Below are 18,208 nucleotides of genomic sequence, written 5' to 3'. Positions count from 1 at the left end.
CGTCGCGCGGATCAGGGCGAGCCGTACCCGTCCCCGCCGTCGTCCCTGTCCAGGCGCAGCCTGCGCCCCAGTACGTCGCGGGCGACGTCGAGCAGGGGCCTGTCGTGGCTGTAGGCGTAACCGCGCAGCCGGATCAGGGCGTGGTCGCAGTCGATGGCGAGCTGGGCGGCGAGCATGCCGGTGGCCTGGTGGACCTCGGCGAAGTGCAGGCCGGGATCGTCGAGGAGCGGAGTCCGCTCGAGCCCGGTGGCGGTGGCGGTGGCGATGGTGATCTGGGCGATGGTCTCGGTCAGTTGGAAGGCCTCGGTGAGCTGACCGGTGGTCATCGGGCCGGAGCGCGTGCGGTGGCCGGTGAGGGCGCCGAGCGAGATGACCCCGATGCGCAGCGGGAAGGAGAACACCGCGCAGACGCCCAGTGCCTCCATGGCGACCGGCAGGCCGGGCCAGTGCTGGGGTGCGAACGCGGAGCCGTCGGTCACGTCCGGCAGCAGGATCAGCGCTCCGTGGCGGGCGGAGTCCAGGCTGGGGCCCTGGCCCTGGACCTGCTGCAGGTCCTCCAGGGCGAGCGTGCGCTCTCCGTGGGACTGAACCAGTTCGGCGGGGCCGTCCCCCGGGGTCAGCACCAGGCCGAGGCCGTCGAGTCCGAGCATGTCGGCGCAGGCCGCGAGGGGCAGGGGTGCGAGACCGGGCCCCTCGTGCGAGCTGAGGGCGCGCAGGTAGTCGGCCATCACCGGGTGGGTCACCGAACACGCTCCGTTCCGTGCGCCGTGCAGGTCAGCCGGTGTCCGGCCCAGCGGGCAGCGCCGATGGGCCGACGCTTCACGGGTCGCGCCGCGTGAGGAGCGAGGTGTCGGCGGTGCCCTGGAGGACCTGCCGGGCGACCTCGGTGAGACGCATCTGGTGACTGCGTGCGTAGTGGCGCATGAGCGTGAACGCTTCCTCGGCTCCGGTGTCGCGGCGGTGCGCCAGGTAGCCCTTGGCCTGTTCGATGATGATGCGGCTGTCCAGGGCGGCCTGCAGTTGCGAGGACACCGTCATCTGCTCACGCACCGCCCGCTGTTGCAGGACACCGATGGTCGCGGTGTCGGCCAGCGCCTGGCCGAGCCGCACCTGCGATGCGTCCAGCGGTCCCGGCCGGTCCCTGAACAGGTTCAGCGCCCCGATCACCTGGTCGTGCAGGCGCAGCGGGGCGGCCACGACCGAGGTGAAGCCCGCCTCCACAGCTCTGGGCGCGAACCGGGGCCACCGCTCCCGGGCCGCCTCGGTCCCCAGCGGCACGTCGGACATCTGCGTCCTGGTCCGGTAGCAGTCCCGGCAGGGGCCCTCGTCCCACTCGGTGCCGGCGAACTCCAGCAGGCGGGTGCGCTCGTCGGAGGCGGCGGCGTCCACGAGCCGGCCGTCCGGGGTGGCGAGCAGCACTCCGGCCGCCGCGATGTCGAGGAGGGCCACGCAGTGCTCGGCGAGTGTGTGCAGGAAGCCGATGACGTCGAAGTCCCGTACCAGGGTGTCGGCGAGGTCGACGAACGCAGACGCGAGCTGTTCCTCGCGTGGCGGTTCCAGCATGCTCACACACCTCCCAGGGTGACCCGGGTCCACCTTCCCACAGGCCGGCAGGGGGACGCGTGAAACGAAAGACCGCACCCGGACCGCCGTGCACGCCGTTCTCACGGCGGCCTGCGGACCGGGTGCGGTCGGACGGGCGGCACGACCCGCGAAAGGGCGGGTCGGTGGCCCGGTGAGGATCAAGCCTTCTTGGTCTCCCAGAAGATCTTGTCGATCTGCGCGATGTAGTCCAGCGCCTTCTGGCCCGTGGCCGGGTCGGTCGAGCCCTTCGCGGCCGAGAGGGCCTTGAGGGCGTCGTTGACCAGCTGGTGCAGCTCCGGGTACTTCTCGAAGTGCGGGGGCTTGAAGTAGTCGCTCCAGAGCACCGAGACGTGGTGCTTCGCGAGCTCGGCGCGCTGCTCCTTGATGACCGTGGCGCGCGCCTGGAAGTGCGCGTCGTCGTTGCCGGCCATCTTCTCCTGCACGGCCTTGACCGACTCCGCCTCGATGCGGGCCTGGGCCGGGTCGTACACACCGCAGGGCAGGTCGCAGTGGGCGCTGACCTTCACCTTGGGGGCAAACAGGCGGGAAAGCATGGTGCTGTCCTCCTCGTGATCGTCTTCTCAGGTGGGACATTACTCCGTGAGAGACGGGTTTTCGCGAGTGCCCCCATGGGCTTAGGACAAAAGTCCAGGGTCAGACTGGGACTGGTGGAGGATAGGACCGGGGAGGTGCCGGTGATGCCGGAGCTGTCGCAGGAGAGCGAGCGCGGAAGGGCCCTTGTGCCGTGGGGCGCGGCGGAGGTGACGGGCCCTTCGATGGTGCCGACGCTGCATCACGGGGACCGTCTGCTCGTGCGGTGGGGCGCGCGCGTGCGTCCGGGTGACGTGGTGATCCTGCGCCACCCCTTCCAGCAGGACCTGTTGGTCGTCAAGCGGGCCAAGGAGCGGCGCGAGGGCGGCTGGTGGGTGCTCGGCGACAACACCTTCGCGGGCGGGGACAGTACGGACTACGGCGTGGTTCCCGAGGAACTCGTCCTGGGGAAGGTGTGGTTCCGCTACCGCCCGCCGGCGCCCGGGCGCCGTTCGCCGCTCACGCTGGCGCGCTGGGCGGTGGGTGCCGTACGGCCGGTCGTGGCGGAACGTTCGGTCTCCAGGCGCTTGCGGGCGCGGTAGGCGGCGACGTTGGCGCGGGTCGCGCAGCGGTCCGAGCAGTAGCGCCGGGAGCGGTTCGTGGAGGTGTCGAGGTAGGCGTTGCGGCACGGTGCGGCCTCGCACAGGCCGAGGCGCTCCACGCCGTGCTCGGTGAGGTGGAAGGCGAGCCCCATCGCGGCGATCGCGGCGTACCCCGCCGTCGCGTTCGAGGGGTGGTCGGCCAGGTGCATGTGCCACAGCGGGCGCCCGTCGTCGTCCCGGTGGTCGTGGCCCGAGATCTGCGGGCTGACGGGGAACTCCAGGAGCAGTGAGTTCAGGAGGTCGACCGCGAGCGTCTCGTCGCCGCCGTCCGCCGCCTCGAAGACCGCCCGGAGCCTGCCCCGCACGGACCGGAAGCGGGTGACGTCGGAGTCCGTCGCGCGCCGGGCCATCTGCGTGCTCGGCCCGAAGAGCTCCCTGATCGCCTCGACGGACGTCAGCGTGTCCTTGTTGCGGCCCGGCTCCTCGCTGTTGACCAGACGTACGGCGTAGTCCGAGTAATAGGCCAGTTCCACTTGTAGTCCTTACGGGGGCGGGCTATGGTCATTCTCGTCGGCCGGTAATAGCCGATTGCGGTACCAGGGTATTACGGAGTGGAGGGGTTCTGATGACGGATACGGGGACCGGAACAGAGGCGGCCGCCGGGCTTGGCACCGACTGGCGCGCCTGGCAGGACAGCTGGGACCGGCAGCAGCAGTGGTACCTGCCCGACCGCGAGGAGCGGTTCGGGATCATGCTCGACATGGTCGAGGCCGTGGTCGGAACCGCGCCGCGCGTCCTCGATCTGGCGTGCGGTACGGGAAGTATTACGGACCGGCTGCTCAAGAGGTTCCCGGAGGCGACGAGCGTCGGCGTCGATCTGGACCCCGCGCTGCTCACGATCGCCGAGGGCACCTTCGCCGGGGACGACCGGGTCACCTTCGTCACCGCCGACCTGAAGGACCCGGACTGGACCGCCGCGCTGCCGCACGACTCGTACGACGCGGTGCTGACCGCCACCGCGCTGCACTGGCTCTTCAGCGAGCCCCTGGCCACGCTCTACGGCCAGGTCGCGGGCCTCGTCAGGGACGGCGGCGTCTTCATGAACGCCGACCACATGCCCGACCCCGCGACGCCGCGTCTGAACGAGGCCGACCGTGCCCAGCGCCACGCCCGGATGGACCGCGCCAAGGCCGAGGGCGCCGTGGACTGGAAGGAATGGTGGCAGCTCGCCGCCGAGGACCCGGTGCTCGCCGAGCCCACGGCCAAGCGGTTCGAGATCTACGGCGAACACGCGGACGGCGACACCCCGTCGCCCGAGTGGCACGCGCGCACGCTGCGCGAGGCGGGCTTCGGCGAGGCGCGGACGGTGTGGGCGTCGCCCTCCGACGCGATGGTTCTCGGTCTCAAGTAGCGGAACTCCGGCCGCGGCCCCGGTGGGGGCCCGTCGCGCGGTTCCCCGGGCCCCTGACAGGGCACGCCGAAGGGGCCGGTACGGAATCCGTACCGGCCCCTTCGCGCTCGCCCCATCGGCGAAGCGCTACAGCACCTTCGACAGGAACGACTGCGTCCGCTCCTGCTGCGGGTTGGTCAGGACCTCGCGCGGGTGGCCCGACTCGACCACCACGCCCTCGTCCATGAAGACGAGGCTGTCGCCGACCTCGCGGGCGAAGCCCATCTCGTGCGTGACGACGACCATCGTCATGCCGGACTCCGCGAGGTCGCGCATGACGTCGAGCACGTCGCCGACGAGCTCGGGGTCGAGCGCGGAGGTCGGCTCGTCGAAGAGCATCAGCTTCGGGTCCATCGCGAGCGCGCGGGCGATCGCCACGCGCTGCTGCTGGCCGCCGGAGAGCTGCGAGGGGTAGTTGCCCGCCTTGTCGCCGAGGCCCACGCGCTCCAGGAGCTGACCGGCCCGCTCCCGGGCCTGCGCCTTGGCGACGCCCTTGACCTGGATCGGCGCCTCCATGACGTTCTCCAGGGCCGTCATGTGCGGGAAGAGGTTGAAGCGCTGGAAGACCATGCCGATGTCCCGGCGCTGCAGGGCGACCTCGCTGTCCCTGAGCTCGTACAGCTTGTCGCCCTTCTGCCGGTAGCCGACCAGGTTCCCGTCGACGTACAGCCGCCCGGCGTTGACCTTCTCCAGGTGGTTGATGCAGCGCAGGAAGGTCGACTTGCCGGAGCCGGACGGGCCGATCAGGCAGAACACCTGGCCCGACTCGACCTCCAGGTCGATGCCCTTGAGGACCTCTACGTTGCCGAAGGACTTGTGGACGCCCTCGGCCTTCACCATGGCGGTCATCAGCGCACACCTCCGGCGCCGCGGTTGCTCAGCGACAGCATGTTGGCCTTGATCTTCTGGAAGGGGGTGTCCGGCAGGGAGCGGGACGAGCCGCGGGCGTAGTACCGCTCCAGGTAGAACTGACCGACGCTGAGGATCGACGTCATGATCAGGTACCAGCAGGCGGCGAGCAGCAGCGTCTCCACCGTCGCGCCCGACGAGGTGCCGATGTCCTGGGCGTACTTGAGGAGCTCGTAGTACTGGACGGCCGCGACCAGCGACGTCGTCTTCAGCATGTTGATGAACTCGTTGCCCGTCGGCGGCACGACGACGCGCATGGCCTGCGGCAGTACGACGCGGCGCAGCGTCTTGTTGTGGCTCATGCCGAGCGCGTGCGCCGCCTCGGTCTGGCCCTCGTCGACCGAGAGCAGACCGGCGCGGCAGATCTCCGCCATGTACGCGGCCTCGTTGAGGCCCAGGCCGAGCAGCGCCGTCAGCATCGGCGTCATGAAGTCCGACCACTCGTCCTTGTAGATCGGACCGAGGTTGATGTAGTCGAAGACGAAGCCGAGGTTGAACCAGACGAAGAGCTGGACCAGGACCGGCGTGCCGCGGAAGAACCAGATGTAGAACCAGGCGATCGACTGGGTCACCGGGTTCTTCGACAGCCGCATGATCGACAGCAGCACACCGCCGACCACGCCGATGAGCATCGACAGGAAGGTGAGGATCAGCGTCTCGCGGACACCCTTGAGGATGCGCTCGTCGAAGAAGTTGTCGGGGATCGCGCCCCAGTTGATGTCGCCCTGCGCGAAGGCGAAGACGATCGAGGCGAGGACGCCGATCGCCAGGACGGCGGCTACGTACCGGCCGAAGTGCCGGACCGGGATGGCCTTGATGGCCTCCGCGGTGCGGGCCGTGGGGACGTCGTCCGCCGGGCCCTTCTTGGAGATGTCGGGGGTCACGTGAGTGGCCTTTCAGCGACGGGGAGGGAGGGGGAGGTGGATCACTTGCCGCCGTTGACCTTGGCTTTCTTGACCGCGCCGTCCTCGACGCCCCACTTCTTGATGATCTTTCCGTACTCGCCGTTCTTGATGATCGCGTCGAGCGCGGCCTTGATGGCGTCCCGCAGCTCGGGGTTCTTCTTGGACACCGCGATGCCGTACGGGGCGGCCTCGACCTGCTCGCCGACCAGCTGGAAGTCCTTGCCACCGCCCGAGGTCTTCACCGCGTACGCGGCCACGGGGAAGTCGGAGGAACCCGCGTCGGCGGCGCCGGAGCGCAGCCGGGCCTGGGCCTGCTGGTCGTTGTCGTACTGCTCGATCGAGATCTTCTTGCCGCCCTTGCACTTCTTGGACTCGGCCTTGGCCAGGTCGTGCGAGACGGTGCCGCGCTGGACGACGATCTTCTTGCCGCAGAGGTCCGCCCAGGTCTCGATCCCCTGGGTCTGGCCCTTCTTGGTGTAGTTCGATACGCCCGCGGTGAAGTAGTCGATGAAGTCGACGCCCGTGCCGACCTTCTTGCCGGTCTCCTCGTCGACGCCTTCCTGGCGGTTCTTCGTGTCGGTCATGGCCGACATCGCGATGTCGTAGCGCTTGGAGCGCAGGCCGCCGAGGAGCGTGTCGAACGTGCCGTTGTCGAACTGGACCCTCACCCCGAGCTGCTTGCCGAGCGCCGCGCCCAGGTCGGGGTCGATCCCCACGGTGTTGCCGGACTTGTCCTTGAATTCGACCGGCGGGTAGGCGATGTCGGACCCGACCTTGAGGACGCCCTTGTCGCGGATGTCCTTCGGAAGCTTGTCGGCGAGCGGGGCATTGCTGACCGAGTTGCTCTCCTTGTCGTTGGTCTGGTCGCCGCAGCCGGAAAGCAGCAGCGTGCCCGCGACCGCGATGGCGCCGACCGCCGTAATCCGTGACTTAGCGGACTTCGCTGCGGTCCTACGACAAATGGAGCTGGCGGTCATGGTGGGTCCTCCGGCGGATGAGGGAGTTGCCGATGAGTCGGGCACACACCTTCGGGTGTCGCGACCTCGTGTGATGACGGCATCTTGCCATTCGGACCGTCCGATTCTGGGTGCCGGAGATGTCAAAATCGGATAACGGGCGAGCCTCGAATCGCACGATCCCGGTACGGCAGGGGCGTATGGGGGTCGGATCGAATCGTTGTTAACCAAGAGATATCCGGTGAATCTCGCTATGCGGACCGCTGGAGTGCACTATTCGGAGAATTCGGACATCGCTCGATAGTGACCGGTGGAGAGTGTTCCTTTACGGGGCGGAAGCCCGATGTCGGAAAAGAGCGGTTACGCGGTTCTTGATCGCCTCATGTGCGCGGCCGGCGGCCCCCGGCGCGACCGCCGCGAGGTCACCCGCCCGGCCGAGTGACATTCGGCCCGGCCTCGAGGGACGTCTGCGAAGCATGCTGCAACCAATGTCACTCGCCCGTGCCCACTGCCTTCGGGTACAAAGGTTGGCTACACCCCTCATCCGGGGCCCAGGGCGCGTGTGCGGCGCGCCCGCGTGTCCGTACCTCCCTCCGCCGACAGGCGGGGAACGGACGCGGTGCCCGCCCACTTCTCAACCGGGAGTGGACACCCTCAACTGATGAATAAGACTTAAGGGGTCAGACAAGTGGCAGCGGAGATCGTCAATCCTCGCAGCGACAGCAGTACGGATCACGAGGGCGCGGACGAGCCCTTCGATCCGGCTTTTGCGCTGCACCGCGGCGGCAAGATGGCCGTGCAGGCCACCGTGCCGGTCCGCGACAAGGACGACCTGTCCCTGGCTTACACGCCCGGCGTCGCGAAAGTGTGCAGCGCGATCGCCGAGCGGCCGGAGCTCGTCCACGACTACACGTGGAAATCCAATGTCGTCGCCGTGGTGACCGACGGGACCGCGGTGCTCGGTCTCGGGGACATCGGCGCCGAGGCCTCCCTCCCCGTGATGGAGGGCAAGGCCATTCTCTTCAAGCAGTTCGGCGGCGTGGACGCGGTGCCGATCGCGCTCGCGACGACGGACGCCGACGAGATCGTTGAGACGGTCGTGCGCCTCGCCCCGTCGTTCGGCGGCGTCAATCTGGAGGACATCTCGGCACCCCGGTGCTTCGAGATCGAGCGCAAGCTCCAGGAGCGGCTCGACATTCCCGTCTTCCACGACGACCAGCACGGCACGGCCGTCGTGACGCTGGCCGCGCTGCGGAACGCGGCGAAGCTGACCGGGCGCTCGCTCGGCGAGCTGCGCGCCGTCATCTCCGGCGCCGGTGCGGCCGGGGTCGCCATCGCCAAGTTCCTCCTGGAGGCGGGACTCGGCGACGTGGCGGTCGCCGACCGCAAGGGCATCGTGAGCCGCGACCGGGACGACCTCACTCCGGTCAAGCGCGAGCTGGCCGAGCTGACCAACAAGGCGGGCATCAGCGGCTCGCTGGAGGCGGCCCTCGACGGCGCCGACGTCTTCATCGGCGTCTCGGGCGGCACCGTCCCCGAGCCGGCCGTCGCCTCCATGGCGCCGAACTCCTTCGTGTTCGCCATGGCCAACCCGAACCCCGAGGTCCACCCCGATGTCGCGCACAAGTACGCGGCCGTGGTGGCGACCGGGCGCTCGGACTACCCGAACCAGATCAACAACGTCCTCGCCTTCCCCGGCATCTTCGCGGGCGCGCTCCAGGTGCGGGCCTCCCGCATCACCGAGGGCATGAAGATCGCCGCGGCCGACGCCCTCGCGGACGTCGTCGGGGACGAGCTCTCCGCGGACTACGTGATCCCCTCGCCGTTCGACGAGCGGGTCGCCCCGGCCGTGACGGCGGCGGTCGCCGCCGCCGCCCGCGCCGAGGGCGTGGCCCGGAGCTGACACCGGGTCCGAGCCTCCACCGCGCCCCCTGCCGTGCACCTCGTGCGGCAGGGGGCGCGGCGCGTGTCACAGCCGTACGAGGTTCCGCCGGGGCGCCGCTGCCGCCTAGGGTCGCCTCATGTTCGCTGCCTACGCTGCCCGTATCGACCGTGACCAGCCGCTCGACGGCCTCGAGTTGGGGGAGCGGCCCGCCCCCGAGGCGCGCTCCGGCTGGTCGACCGTGAACGTCAGGGCCGCCTCGCTCAACCACCACGACCTGTGGTCGCTGCGCGGGGTCGGCCTGGCCGAGGACAAGCTGCCGATGATCCTCGGCTGTGACGCCGCCGGCATCGACGAGGACGGGAACGAGGTGGTGCTCCACTCCGTCATCGGACAGTCGGGGCACGGCGTCGGGCCCCGCGAGGGCCGCTCCATCCTCACCGAGAAGTACCAGGGGACCTTCGCCGAACGCGTCGCCGTCCCCACCTGGAACGTGCTGCCCAAGCCGAAGGAACTGTCCTTCGCGGAAGCCGCCTGCCTGCCGACCGCGTGGCTGACCGCGTACCGCATGCTCTTCACCAACGCCGGGGTCCGGCCCGGGGATTCGGTCCTCGTGCAGGGCGCGGGCGGCGGCGTCGCCACGGCCGCGATCGTGCTCGGCAAGGCGGCCGGACTGCGGGTCTTCGCGACGAGCCGGGACGAGGCCAAGCGCAAGCGGGCGCTGGAGCTGGGCGCCGTCGAGGCGGTCGAGGCGGGCGCGCGGCTCCCGCAGCGGGTGGACGCCGTCATCGAGACGGTGGGCGCGGCGACCTGGTCCCACTCGGTCAAGTCCCTGAAGCCGGGCGGCACGCTCGTCATCTCCGGGGCGACCAGCGGCGACCGCCCCTCGCACGCCGAGCTGACCCGGATCTTCTTCCTGGAACTCAAGGTGGTCGGCTCGACGATGGGGACCAAGGACGAGCTGGAGGACCTCCTCGCCTTCTGCGCGGCCACGGGCGTACGGCCGGTGGTCGACGAGGTGCTGCCCCTGGACCGGGCCCGCGAGGGCTTCGAACGCCTTGCCTCGGGCGAGCAGTTCGGAAAGATCGTGCTGGAGGTCTGAACCCCACCTCATGTCAACTTCGGTTGACACTCGCCTCGCGTCAACGTAAGTTGACACGTATGACCGAAGCAACGGATCTCGCCGAGCGCGCGGGCGATCGCGACCCACGGATCGGGCTGCGGGCCGTCACCGCGCTGCGGAAGCTGGTGGAGCAGCTGGAGGCCGTGCAGGTGCGCAGCGCGCGCCTGCAGGGCTGGTCGTGGCAGGAGATCGCCGCGGAGCTCGGGGTGAGCAGGCAGGCCGTGCACAAGAAGTACGGGAGGCAGTGATGTTCGAGAGGTTCACGGAGGAGTCCCGCGCCGTGGTCGTGGGCGCGATCGAACAGGCGGAGCGGGCGGGGGCCGCGTCGGTCGACGACGGTCACCTGCTGCTCTCGCTCCTCGCCCAGATCGACCAGGGACCCGGCGCCGGCCGTGCCGCGTTCGCCCTGACGGCGCTGGGGGCCGCGGACCGGCGCGAGTCGATCGAGCGGGCCCTTGAGGAGGCGCGGCGCAGGGGCGGGCTCTCGCAGGCCGACACCGAGGCGCTCGCCGGACTCGGCATCGACGTCGACGAGATCGTCGCCAGGGTCGAAGAGGCGCACGGGGCCGGAGTGTTGGCCGGTGCGGGCGCCGCGGCGAGTGGGGCGTCCGGGAAGGGCGGGGGAGTCGGGGCGAGCGGTGAGCGGAAGGGCTGGCGGGCCCGGCTCGGCCGGGTGCCGTTCGGCCGGGACGCCAAGGAGGTCCTCGTGAAGTCCCTGCGGATCGCCACCGCGCGGCGCGACCGGACCATCGGGGGGCACCACATTCTTCTGGCGATCACGGTCCGGCCCGGGGTGGCCTCGGAGACGCTCGCGGATCACGGGGTGACGTACACGGACCTGGAGCGGATCCTCTTCGGCTCGGCTTCCTGAGCGGGGCTTGTCGGGTGGGGCCTGCTGGGTGGCTTCTTGAGCAGGGCCTGATGGGTGGGGCTTCCGGCGTGAGCCTGCGCGGGCCCGCACGGGCTTGGGGTGCTCTGTCGGGTGCGGTGGGTGCGACCCCGTTCGGGGCGGGGCCACGCCCACCGCGTGCCGCCGGTGTCAGTGGCTCGGCGTGCGCAGGGTGGCGCCGATGTGTGCCGCCGCCCGGGACAAGTGGCTGCGGGCCTCGCGGAGTTGGTCCTCCGTGACGCCGTGGTCGCGGGCCGCGTCGCGGATGTCGTCGCGGAAGCGGTCCAGGAGGCGGTCGAGGTCCCTGCCGGGGTTGCCCGTGGAGTCCTCGTGGGACCACTCGGGGGCGTACTCCACGGGGAAGTCCTCGGGGGCGGAGCTGAACTTGGGACCGGCTCCGGCGGCGGCCTTCCGCTCGGCAGCCTCCTCGGCGGCGTCATGCGGCGCCGCGGTGCGCGTGTCGGTGTCCGGACCAGTGCTCGTGCCGGTGCTCGTGCCGGTGCCTGTGCCGGTTCCGGCGCCCTCCTCGGGGCGGGAGCCGAAGCCTTTGCCGAAGTCCCGGCCGAAGTCCTTGCCGAACTCGCCGAACTCCTTGGCCAGTTCCGTCAGGCCTTCTCGTACTCCCGTGGGCCAGTCGCCCCGCTGGAAGTGGTCCTGGACCTGCTCCTGGACCCGCCTGGCGATGCGCTGCACTTCCTCCCGGGCCTCCTGGGCCTGGGCGCGGGCCCTGTCCTGGGCGTCCTTGGCCTGGCGGCGGGCCCGCTGGGCCTCCTCGCGGGCGCGGCGGCTCTCGTCCTTCGCCCGCCGGGCCTGCTCCTTCCACTCCTGCCTGGCCCGCTTGAACTCCTCCTTGGCCTGGCGCCAGCTCTCCTTGTCGCCCAGGGTGCCGTCGAAGAAGTCGGCCGGGTCGGGGAAGGGCGGAGGCACGGCCGGACCGCTCGTGGCGCGCGCCTCCTTGGCGGCCGCCCGCATCTCGCGGCGCAGCTCACCGGCCGCGCCTTGGACGCCGTCGCGGATCTCGGCGGCGAGCTCGGCGACCGAGTCGCGGATCTCCAGCTCCAGATCGGCCAGCTCGCCGCTGCGGCCTGCCAGTTCGGCGCGGCCGGCGTCCGTGATGGCATAGACCTTGCGGCCGCCTTCGGTGGTGTGGGTGACCAGGCCCTCGGCCTCCAGCTTCGCGAGGCGGGGGTAGACCGTGCCTGCGGAGGGTGCGTACAGCCCCTGGAAGCGCTCTTCGAGGAGACGGATCACCTCGTACCCATGGCGGGGGGCCTCGTCGAGCAGCTTGAGGAGGTACAGGCGCAGGCGGCCGTGGGCGAACACGGGGGGCATGTCAGAGCACCTTCTTGTCGGTCGGGCCTTGGGTCGGGCCTTGGGTCGGGCCGTCGATCGGGCCTTCGGTCGAGCCGTCCGTCTGCAAGGGGACGGCGTCCGCCGGGGCGACATCGAGTGGGACGTCGTCGTACGGGTCGTCCTCCGTCGGTGGCCTGCGCAGGAGCGCGATGGATCCGGAGACGGTCGTCGCCTTGAGCCGCCCGCGGCCCGTGCCCAGCCGCCCGGTGATCCGCTTGGCGCCCCACTGGCCCCCGACCCGCAGGTCCTCGAAGGCGTTCGACACCGATCCGCTCGCCGTGTCCACCTCGACCTCGGCGTCCGCCGGGTGCGGGAGCCGGATCGCGATCTCGCCCGAGACGCTCGTCAGGGCGACATCTGTCGGGGTGCCCGCCGGGTCGAGGTCCACGACCATCGAGCCGCTCACGGAGTCGGCCCGGACGGAGGGGCCCGCGGCCTCGACCACCGTGAGGTTGCCGGAGACGGAGTTGAAGCGGAGGTCGCCGGTGACGCCCTGCGCCTCCAGGCTCCCGGAGACCGTGTCCGCGCGGACCGGCCCGGCGAGTCCCAGCAGGGTCGTGTCGCCGGTGACGCCCTTCACCTGCGCGCGGCCCTCGACGCCGGAGACCACGGCGCCCGCGCCGACCACGCCCACCTCGACATCGGTCCCGGCGGGCACGGCCAGGGACACCACCGCGCTGCGGCGCCAGCCCTTGCGGTCGAGCCACTTGAGGAAGCCCTTCCAGGGCAGGTCCTCATAGGCGACGGTGAGGATGCCGTCCTCCACGGTGACCCGCAGGGGCGGGCCCTCGATCTCGGAGATCTCAAGGCGGGCGGAACCTTCATCCGTCCCCACCACGTTCACCGTGCCGTTGACGATGCGCACGTGCAGTGCGGTCACGGGGGCCTCGAACGTGAGCTTCCGCGGCTCGGCGACGGACCACTCGGACATGAGCTGACCTCCTTGACGGGCCTCGGCGGCCGCATGTGACGCGCCATATCGCGTTCTCTGTCATTCACGATATATCGCGGATACGGGAAGTCAAGACACCCGGGAGGGTGAACGCAGGGTCCGGGAAGGCGCATGCGGGGTCCGGAAGGGTGAACGCAGGATCTATGCGCCAAATGACCGGATCTGTCCTAGCGTGGGGCCATGTCCTTCGACGCTTCTCCGCCCCGCGCCCCGGCGGACGCCAGGGCCGCGGGCGCGCTGCTGCTCTGCCGGGCCGAGCCCGACGTCGTCGAGCCCGCCGCCCAGCTGCTCCGCGAGCGGATGCTGCTCGCCGAGGCGGGTGCGGGCTGGAGCGTGCTGGTCCCCGAGGGCAAGCCGTGGCTGCACGGCGACGAGCCCGTCGACCGCGTCCTGACCGGGTGGGCCACGGCGCTCGCCGTCGGCTCGGGCTGGCCCGTGCTCGCCCTGTGGTGGGACGGCGACCGGTCCGGCTATACCCTCGCGGCGGGCTTCCGCAGGACCGTCGGATACGAGTGGCTGGCGAACGGGACGCCCGTCGGGGAGGGCGAGGCGATGCGGACGTTCGCCGCCCGGCTGGCCCTGGACCCCGTACTGGACCTGCAGTCCCTGGACGCGCTCACCCGGCCCGACACCGAAGCCGACGCGCGCGCCCGGATGCTCGGACTCCTCGCCGTCCTCACGCGCACGGGCCTCCGGCTGCCGCCCGGCCTGGGCCCCGGTGAACCGGCCGACCGGCTGCGCGAGGCCGCGCGGGCCCAGCGGGGCGCGCGGCAGGTCGACTGGCCCGGCTGGCGGGACGTGGTGCGCGCGGAACTCGGCCAGGTCGACAAGGGGCCGCTCGGCCCCTGGGTGCGCGGGCCGAGGGCGCGGGCGCTGGCCGCCGCCCAGGTCGCGGCGGGTCTGCCGCTCGCGGTGTGGTCCGTACGGCGCCGCAGTGGTGGCTGGGCCGCGGCGGCCGCGCTGCTGCTGGCGCAGGGGGCGGCCGGACTCGCGTACGACCGGCTGCGGGCGCGCGGCCGCGGGGACTGAGAGCCCGCGTCGTACCCCCGCCCGTCCGGGCTACAGGCTCCCCGTCCGGGCTACAGGCTCCCCGTCCGGGCCACGGGCTCTGCGGGAGCGCTACTCGTCCTCGTCCTCGTCGTCCAGCCGCGCCAGCCACGTGGCCAGGCGCTCGACGGGCACCTCGAAGTCGGGGTTGAGGTCCACGAAGGTACGGAGCTGCTCGGCGAGCCACTCGAAGGTGACCTCCTCCTCGCCGCGCCGCTTCTCCAGCTCCTCGATGCCACGGTCGGTGAAGTACAAGACGCTCTCCGTCGGGGATGTGGTGGATGTGCTCCGCAAGGTTAACCGGCGCAGCCGTCTCGCCCGTCGAGGGCCGGGCGCCGGATAATCGCCCGTACGGCCAAAAGCCTGTGCTACAAGGTCAGTTGACCGTCGCATGCGGGGAGGGTGGGCCGATGGCCGACGAAGTGACTCAGGTGGAGCTGCCGGACGGCACGGTCGTGTCGGCCCGGGTCTCCGATGCCGACGTGCTCCGGCAGGGCGCGGGCGACTACACGGACACCGGCCTGGCGGAGACGTTCACGGCACGCGTCGAAGGGCTCACCGAGCTCGTGAAGGGGGTCGCCACGACCATGCGGGCGGCCACCAGGGCGGCGGCGCCCGACGAGGTGACCGTCGCCTTCGGCGTGGAGCTCGCGGCGAAGCCCGGCAGGGTCGTCAGCGTGCTGGCGGACGGTGAGCTGAAGGGCTCGGTCACCGTCACCCTCACCTGGCGCGACGGCGGCGGGCACTGACGGAAGGCCCGGGGTCCCGGTGGCCGCCGCCGACGAGATGCTGCGCGACCTGGTGTACGGCGCCACGGTCTGGATCCACGGCGCACCGGCTCCCGGCGCGGACGCGCCCCGCGACCTGTGGGGCAGCGGCTTCTTCGTCGCCCCCGGCAAGGTGCTGACCTGCGCGCACGTCTTCCAGCGCGGGAACGTCTGGGCGGGCGACGCCGAGTGCGGCATCAGCTACTGGGGGAGCGGCGGCCTGCGCACGGCCGCGGCGCGGCTGCGGCACTGTCTGCCCGCAGCCGAGGAGAGGCCGCGCGAACCGGGGCGCTCCTGGCCCCTGCCCGACCTCGCCGTCCTGGAGCTGACAGAGCCCGCCGACCACCCCTGCGTATGGCTGTCGGACCTGTCCTCCCGGCCGAACGGGGCGAGCGGCAGGCTGCTCCTGCAGGGCTTCGCGCCCGACGGCGACGGCGGGGTGGAGAGCTGGACCGGGGAGTGCGGCGTCGCCGGTGTCGTCGGTGACCACGCCTTCCGGCTCGGGGGCGAGGCCGGGCAGATCGAACTGGGCGTCTCGGGCGGCCCGGTCGTCGACCTGGAGAAGGGCGCCGTCATCGGCGTGATCAAGGCCCAGCGCACCAAGGCGGACGGCGGCAAGGCCGTGCAGCTCACCGCCCTCAGGAAGCTGCCGGGGGGCGAGCCGGGGCCCGAGGGGCCGGGGCCCGACCCCTACCAGGAACTGGTCGCCGACCACGACCGTTGGCACTGGGCGAGCCAGCGCCCCCACGAGGACGCGGGGCCGACCTGGGCCGACGCGCAGACCGAGCTGACCCCGCCGAACCGGCTCTGGCTGCCCACCGACCGGGCCCGGGCGCTCGCCATGCTCGCCGATCTGCCGCACGCGCCGGACGTCGGCACGGTCGAACGTCTCGTGGCCGAGACGTGCGCGGACCAGCTCCTGCCCCGTGCGGCGCCGCCGCGCGGCTGGCGTGACGGGGCGGGGCTGCTGTACGACCCGCCCGCCAAGGACGAGCTGGGGGTGTTCCTCTCCTTCCTGCTCCGGGTGGCCCGCAGCGTGCACGCCGAGAAGCCGCTCGCCGCCGAGGCCCTCCAGAGGTGGGCCGTCGAGCGGGGGCACGCGCTCCAGCCGGTCTGGCGCAGGGAACTGTCGCGGCTGGCCGCGATGCCGGTGGTGGTGAGGGAGGTGGTCCCGGAGCCGGTCACGGCCCGTGAGCCCGCGCCCGCCCTCGACCCCGGAGCGCCGCCCGTTCCCGCCCCCGAGCCGGTGCCCGCCCCCGTGCCGGACGCGCGCCCCGCCCCCGCGACCGCCGCCGGACCCGCCCTCGTACCCGCCCCCCGGCCGCACCCCCGACCGGCGGCCCTGCCGTGGCCCGAACCGGCCGCGGCCGCCGCACACCCGCCCCTCCCGGAGCTCGGCATCGAGGTCTTCGAGGTCGGCGAACGCGGCGCCGCCGTCCTCGAACTGCGCGCCGACTGGTGGGCCGAGCGGCGGTACGCCTGGAGCGTGCGCCTCGTCGACCAGGCGGGCGGCGTCGAGCTCATGGCCATCGAGGAGGGCGCCGGCGCCCTCGACGTCCGCGCGCTGACCGACCCGCCGCGGGCCCTGGCCGGGGCGCTCGCCGACGCCTTCCTCCGGGCCGACGCCGGGAGCCACGTGGCGCCCCTCCACGTACTGCTTCCCCAGGAGTTGTTCGACCTGCCCGTCGACCGGTGGCCCTCCCGCGGCCCCCACGACCGCGCCGCTCCCACGCCCCTGGGCGAGGTCAGGAGCGTCATCGTGGTCGACCAGGCGTACGTGGACCGGCTCGTTTCGGGCGAGGCGCCACCCGCCCCGGGACCGGACGTGTGCGGCGCCGACAGCCCGGTCGCCGTCCCGCTCGGCGCGTCCGGGCACCGTACGGCTCCCGGCACCGTGCTGACCCACTGCGGTCCCGTCGGTGGCGGGCCCGCCGCCGGGCTGCTGCGCGAGGCGCTCGACGCCGGTGCCACCACCCTGCTGTGGCGCAGGAGCGCGGGCACACCCGCGGAGCGCGCCGCCTTCGAGAGCGCGGCCCGGGCCTGGGTCGAGGGCAGGCGGACGCTCGCGCACCTCGCCCCGGACACGGTCGGACTGCGGGCCCGAGCCCGCGACGGCGACCCCGCGGCCCGGTGGGCGCGGGACATCGCGCTGCTGCACCACGACTCCGGCCAGCGCCTCTCCGGAGTCCTCGACCTCCTGGACACACCGTGACGTCCGCACCGAAAGCCGAGGAGCGACAGTGAACGAATGGCTCATCTACCGGGGAGCGGGAGAGCCGCACGACGGCATCGAGAGGCTGCCCGAGCCACCGCCGTGGCGCGACTTCGACGGCGGCCCGGCGGTCGCGCCCGACGCCGGGCTCGACTCGGCCTCGTCCCGCCGCCTCGGCGCCTGGCGGGGGATGGTCGAGGCGTTCCGCCCGCGCGCCGAGGAGCTGGAGATCATCAACGCGGCCCTGTACCTGCGCCGTCCGCTCCTGGTCACCGGGAGCCCCGGCACGGGCAAGAGCACCATCCCGCACTCCGTGGCGTACGAACTGGGCCTCGGCCGGGTTCTTCGCTGGCCGATCACGAGCCGCAGCACGCTCAGGGAGGGGCTGTACGACTACGACGCCCTCGGCCGCCTCCAGGACTCGCAGCTCGGGAGCGCGGCCGCGGCCGGGGGAGCGGGGGTCGGCGGGATCGGAAGCTACCTCAGGCTCGGCCCCATGGGCACCGCGCTGCTTCCGTACGAGAGGCCGCGCGTGCTGCTCATCGACGAGATCGACAAGAGTGACGTCGATCTGCCCAACGACCTCCTCAACGTCCTGGAGGAGGGGGAGTTCGCCATCGCGGAGCTGGAGCGCGTCGCCGACCAGCCGGGCCAGGAGTCGGTGCGGGTGATGACCGACGACGGCGGCCGCGTGGAGGTCAGGGCGGGGCGGGTCCGCTGCCGCGCGTTCCCGTTCGTCGTCCTGAGCAGCAACGGCGAGCGCGACTTCCCCGCGCCGCTGATGCGCAGGTGTCTGCACCTGGAACTCGCCAGGCCCGACCAGCACAGGCTCGCCGCCATGGTGCGGGCACACCTGGGCGACGAGGTCGCGCGGGCCGGAGAGGACCTCATCGACCTCTTCCTGTCCCGCGACCGGGAAGAGCTGCTCGCCGCCGACCAACTGCTCAACGCCCTTTACCTGACCACGTTCTCCGCCTCCGGGCGGAGCAGCAGGGAGAGGCTCGCGGAGATGCTGATGCGCCCCCTGAACCGGCCGAGGTAACCGC

Annotated in this window: 20 protein-coding genes; 10 read left to right on the top strand and 10 right to left on the bottom strand. The window is 71.9% G+C overall.

The window, feature by feature from the left end; translation table 11 throughout:
* Positions 1 to 11: 11 nt before the first annotated feature.
* The 3 genes from ACZ69I_RS17205 to sodN form a co-directional block, all read right to left on the bottom strand.
* The gene (locus tag ACZ69I_RS17205; RefSeq protein WP_470832983.1) at positions 12 to 743 is read right to left on the bottom strand and encodes an ANTAR domain-containing protein; all 732 of its coding nucleotides are present in this window, start codon (positions 741 to 743) and stop codon (positions 12 to 14) included.
* A gap of 76 nt (positions 744 to 819) precedes the next feature.
* Positions 820 to 1,563, bottom strand: coding sequence for an ANTAR domain-containing protein (locus ACZ69I_RS17200; RefSeq protein WP_470832982.1), 744 nt, complete (start codon positions 1,561 to 1,563; stop codon positions 820 to 822).
* A 179-nt stretch (positions 1,564 to 1,742) separates the two neighbouring features.
* Positions 1,743 to 2,138 (bottom strand): superoxide dismutase, Ni, encoded by a 396-nt coding sequence (gene sodN / locus ACZ69I_RS17195; protein WP_078075133.1) that lies wholly within the window; start codon positions 2,136 to 2,138, stop codon positions 1,743 to 1,745.
* Positions 2,139 to 2,282: 144 nt separating this feature from the next.
* On the opposite strand from sodN, the gene sodX reads away from it, so the two are divergent.
* Entirely contained in the window at positions 2,283 to 2,717 is a 435-nt protein-coding gene (gene sodX, locus ACZ69I_RS17190; protein WP_470833150.1) for a nickel-type superoxide dismutase maturation protease, read from the top strand.
* On the opposite strand, the gene ACZ69I_RS17185 is transcribed toward sodX, so the two are convergent.
* A complete protein-coding gene (locus ACZ69I_RS17185; protein WP_467671208.1) occupies positions 2,600 to 3,250 on the bottom strand; it encodes a CGNR zinc finger domain-containing protein in 651 nt (216 codons plus the stop codon). The two genes, sodX and ACZ69I_RS17185, sit on opposite strands and share 118 nt — an antisense overlap.
* 92 nt (positions 3,251 to 3,342) lie before the next feature.
* Here ACZ69I_RS17185 and ACZ69I_RS17180 point away from each other — a divergent pair, with 92 nt between their 5' ends.
* Positions 3,343 to 4,128 carry a class I SAM-dependent methyltransferase gene (locus ACZ69I_RS17180; protein ID WP_470832981.1) on the top strand — a complete coding sequence of 262 codons (786 nt, stop codon included), beginning with the start codon at positions 3,343 to 3,345 and terminating at the stop codon, positions 4,126 to 4,128.
* Positions 4,129 to 4,254: 126 nt separating this feature from the next.
* On the opposite strand, the gene ACZ69I_RS17175 is transcribed toward ACZ69I_RS17180, so the two are convergent.
* Genes ACZ69I_RS17175 through ACZ69I_RS17165 form a run of 3 tightly spaced genes read right to left on the bottom strand, consistent with a single transcriptional unit; the run spans position 4,255 to position 6,958 of the window.
* Positions 4,255 to 5,016 (bottom strand): amino acid ABC transporter ATP-binding protein, encoded by a 762-nt coding sequence (locus tag ACZ69I_RS17175; RefSeq protein WP_467671212.1) that lies wholly within the window; start codon positions 5,014 to 5,016, stop codon positions 4,255 to 4,257.
* On the bottom strand, positions 5,016 to 5,960 hold the full coding sequence (locus tag ACZ69I_RS17170; protein WP_467671214.1) for an amino acid ABC transporter permease: 945 nt from the start codon (positions 5,958 to 5,960) through the stop codon (positions 5,016 to 5,018). The genes ACZ69I_RS17175 and ACZ69I_RS17170 overlap by 1 nt, the downstream gene beginning before the upstream one ends.
* Positions 5,961 to 6,001: 41 nt before the next feature.
* Positions 6,002 to 6,958, bottom strand: coding sequence for an ABC transporter substrate-binding protein (locus ACZ69I_RS17165; protein WP_470832980.1), 957 nt, complete (start codon positions 6,956 to 6,958; stop codon positions 6,002 to 6,004).
* Between the two features lie 667 nt (positions 6,959 to 7,625).
* Here ACZ69I_RS17165 and ACZ69I_RS17160 point away from each other — a divergent pair.
* The 4 genes from ACZ69I_RS17160 to ACZ69I_RS17145 all read left to right on the top strand — a co-directional run bounded on the left by ACZ69I_RS17160 (position 7,626) and on the right by ACZ69I_RS17145 (position 10,813).
* Entirely contained in the window at positions 7,626 to 8,840 is a 1,215-nt protein-coding gene (locus ACZ69I_RS17160) for an NAD(P)-dependent malic enzyme (RefSeq protein ID WP_470832978.1), read from the top strand.
* 118 nt (positions 8,841 to 8,958) lie between these two features.
* Positions 8,959 to 9,921 (top strand): zinc-binding dehydrogenase, encoded by a 963-nt coding sequence (locus tag ACZ69I_RS17155; protein ID WP_467671220.1) that lies wholly within the window; start codon positions 8,959 to 8,961, stop codon positions 9,919 to 9,921.
* Between the two features lie 59 nt (positions 9,922 to 9,980).
* The gene (locus tag ACZ69I_RS17150; protein WP_355802881.1) at positions 9,981 to 10,190 is read left to right on the top strand and encodes a sigma factor-like helix-turn-helix DNA-binding protein; all 210 of its coding nucleotides are present in this window, start codon (positions 9,981 to 9,983) and stop codon (positions 10,188 to 10,190) included.
* Positions 10,190 to 10,813, top strand: a complete 624-nt coding sequence (locus ACZ69I_RS17145) for a Clp protease N-terminal domain-containing protein (RefSeq protein ID WP_470832976.1) — start codon at positions 10,190 to 10,192, stop codon at positions 10,811 to 10,813. Before ACZ69I_RS17150 ends, ACZ69I_RS17145 begins: the two co-directional genes overlap by 1 nt.
* 168 nt (positions 10,814 to 10,981) lie before the next feature.
* Here ACZ69I_RS17145 and ACZ69I_RS17140 read toward each other — a convergent pair whose 3' ends face one another.
* Positions 10,982 to 12,163: a PadR family transcriptional regulator gene (locus ACZ69I_RS17140; protein ID WP_470832974.1), complete on the bottom strand. Its 1,182-nt coding sequence runs from the start codon at positions 12,161 to 12,163 to the stop codon at positions 10,982 to 10,984.
* 1 nt (position 12,164) lies between these two features.
* On the bottom strand, positions 12,165 to 13,115 hold the full coding sequence (locus ACZ69I_RS17135) for a DUF4097 family beta strand repeat-containing protein (protein WP_470832973.1): 951 nt from the start codon (positions 13,113 to 13,115) through the stop codon (positions 12,165 to 12,167).
* 201 nt (positions 13,116 to 13,316) lie between these two features.
* Between ACZ69I_RS17135 and ACZ69I_RS17130 the strand changes: the two genes are divergently transcribed.
* A complete protein-coding gene (locus ACZ69I_RS17130) occupies positions 13,317 to 14,165 on the top strand; it encodes a hypothetical protein (RefSeq protein ID WP_470832972.1) in 849 nt (282 codons plus the stop codon).
* Between the two features lie 90 nt (positions 14,166 to 14,255).
* Here ACZ69I_RS17130 and ACZ69I_RS17125 read toward each other — a convergent pair whose 3' ends face one another.
* Complete coding sequence (locus tag ACZ69I_RS17125) at positions 14,256 to 14,438, bottom strand: DUF6104 family protein (protein ID WP_003961784.1); 183 nt, start codon at positions 14,436 to 14,438, stop codon at positions 14,256 to 14,258.
* Between the two features lie 155 nt (positions 14,439 to 14,593).
* On the opposite strand from ACZ69I_RS17125, the gene ACZ69I_RS17120 reads away from it, so the two are divergent.
* The 3 genes from ACZ69I_RS17120 to ACZ69I_RS17110 are packed head-to-tail and all read left to right on the top strand — an operon-like array spanning position 14,594 to position 18,204.
* Positions 14,594 to 14,932: a CU044_2847 family protein gene (locus ACZ69I_RS17120; RefSeq protein ID WP_470832971.1), complete on the top strand. Its 339-nt coding sequence runs from the start codon at positions 14,594 to 14,596 to the stop codon at positions 14,930 to 14,932.
* Positions 14,933 to 14,951: 19 nt separating this feature from the next.
* Complete coding sequence (locus ACZ69I_RS17115) at positions 14,952 to 17,162, top strand: VMAP-C domain-containing protein (RefSeq protein WP_470832969.1); 2,211 nt, start codon at positions 14,952 to 14,954, stop codon at positions 17,160 to 17,162.
* A 28-nt stretch (positions 17,163 to 17,190) separates the two neighbouring features.
* On the top strand, positions 17,191 to 18,204 hold the full coding sequence (locus ACZ69I_RS17110; protein WP_470832968.1) for an AAA family ATPase: 1,014 nt from the start codon (positions 17,191 to 17,193) through the stop codon (positions 18,202 to 18,204).
* Positions 18,205 to 18,208 lie beyond the last annotated feature (4 nt).

It is taken from the genome of Streptomyces sp. NPDC036815 (genome assembly GCF_055609205.1).
The sequence above is the reverse complement of the archived record's forward strand: the minus strand, read 5'-3'. Positions and strand labels throughout refer to the sequence as shown.

Excerpts from the sequence above, each read along its gene's own strand:
- ACZ69I_RS17200 (WP_470832982.1), bottom strand. The coding sequence starts at position 1,563 with ATGCTGGAACCGCCACGCGAGGAACAGCTCGCGTCTGCGTTCGTCGAC.
- sodN (WP_078075133.1), bottom strand. The coding sequence starts at position 2,138 with ATGCTTTCCCGCCTGTTTGCCCCCAAGGTGAAGGTCAGCGCCCACTGC.
- sodX (WP_470833150.1), top strand. The coding sequence starts at position 2,283 with ATGCCGGAGCTGTCGCAGGAGAGCGAGCGCGGAAGGGCCCTTGTGCCG.
- ACZ69I_RS17180 (WP_470832981.1), top strand. The coding sequence starts at position 3,343 with ATGACGGATACGGGGACCGGAACAGAGGCGGCCGCCGGGCTTGGCACC.
- ACZ69I_RS17175 (WP_467671212.1), bottom strand. The coding sequence starts at position 5,016 with ATGACCGCCATGGTGAAGGCCGAGGGCGTCCACAAGTCCTTCGGCAAC.
- ACZ69I_RS17165 (WP_470832980.1), bottom strand. The coding sequence starts at position 6,958 with ATGACCGCCAGCTCCATTTGTCGTAGGACCGCAGCGAAGTCCGCTAAG.
- ACZ69I_RS17155 (WP_467671220.1), top strand. The coding sequence starts at position 8,959 with ATGTTCGCTGCCTACGCTGCCCGTATCGACCGTGACCAGCCGCTCGAC.
- ACZ69I_RS17150 (WP_355802881.1), top strand. The coding sequence starts at position 9,981 with ATGACCGAAGCAACGGATCTCGCCGAGCGCGCGGGCGATCGCGACCCA.
- ACZ69I_RS17145 (WP_470832976.1), top strand. The coding sequence starts at position 10,190 with ATGTTCGAGAGGTTCACGGAGGAGTCCCGCGCCGTGGTCGTGGGCGCG.
- ACZ69I_RS17140 (WP_470832974.1), bottom strand. The coding sequence starts at position 12,163 with ATGCCCCCCGTGTTCGCCCACGGCCGCCTGCGCCTGTACCTCCTCAAG.
- ACZ69I_RS17135 (WP_470832973.1), bottom strand. The coding sequence starts at position 13,115 with ATGTCCGAGTGGTCCGTCGCCGAGCCGCGGAAGCTCACGTTCGAGGCC.
- ACZ69I_RS17130 (WP_470832972.1), top strand. The coding sequence starts at position 13,317 with ATGTCCTTCGACGCTTCTCCGCCCCGCGCCCCGGCGGACGCCAGGGCC.
- ACZ69I_RS17120 (WP_470832971.1), top strand. The coding sequence starts at position 14,594 with ATGGCCGACGAAGTGACTCAGGTGGAGCTGCCGGACGGCACGGTCGTG.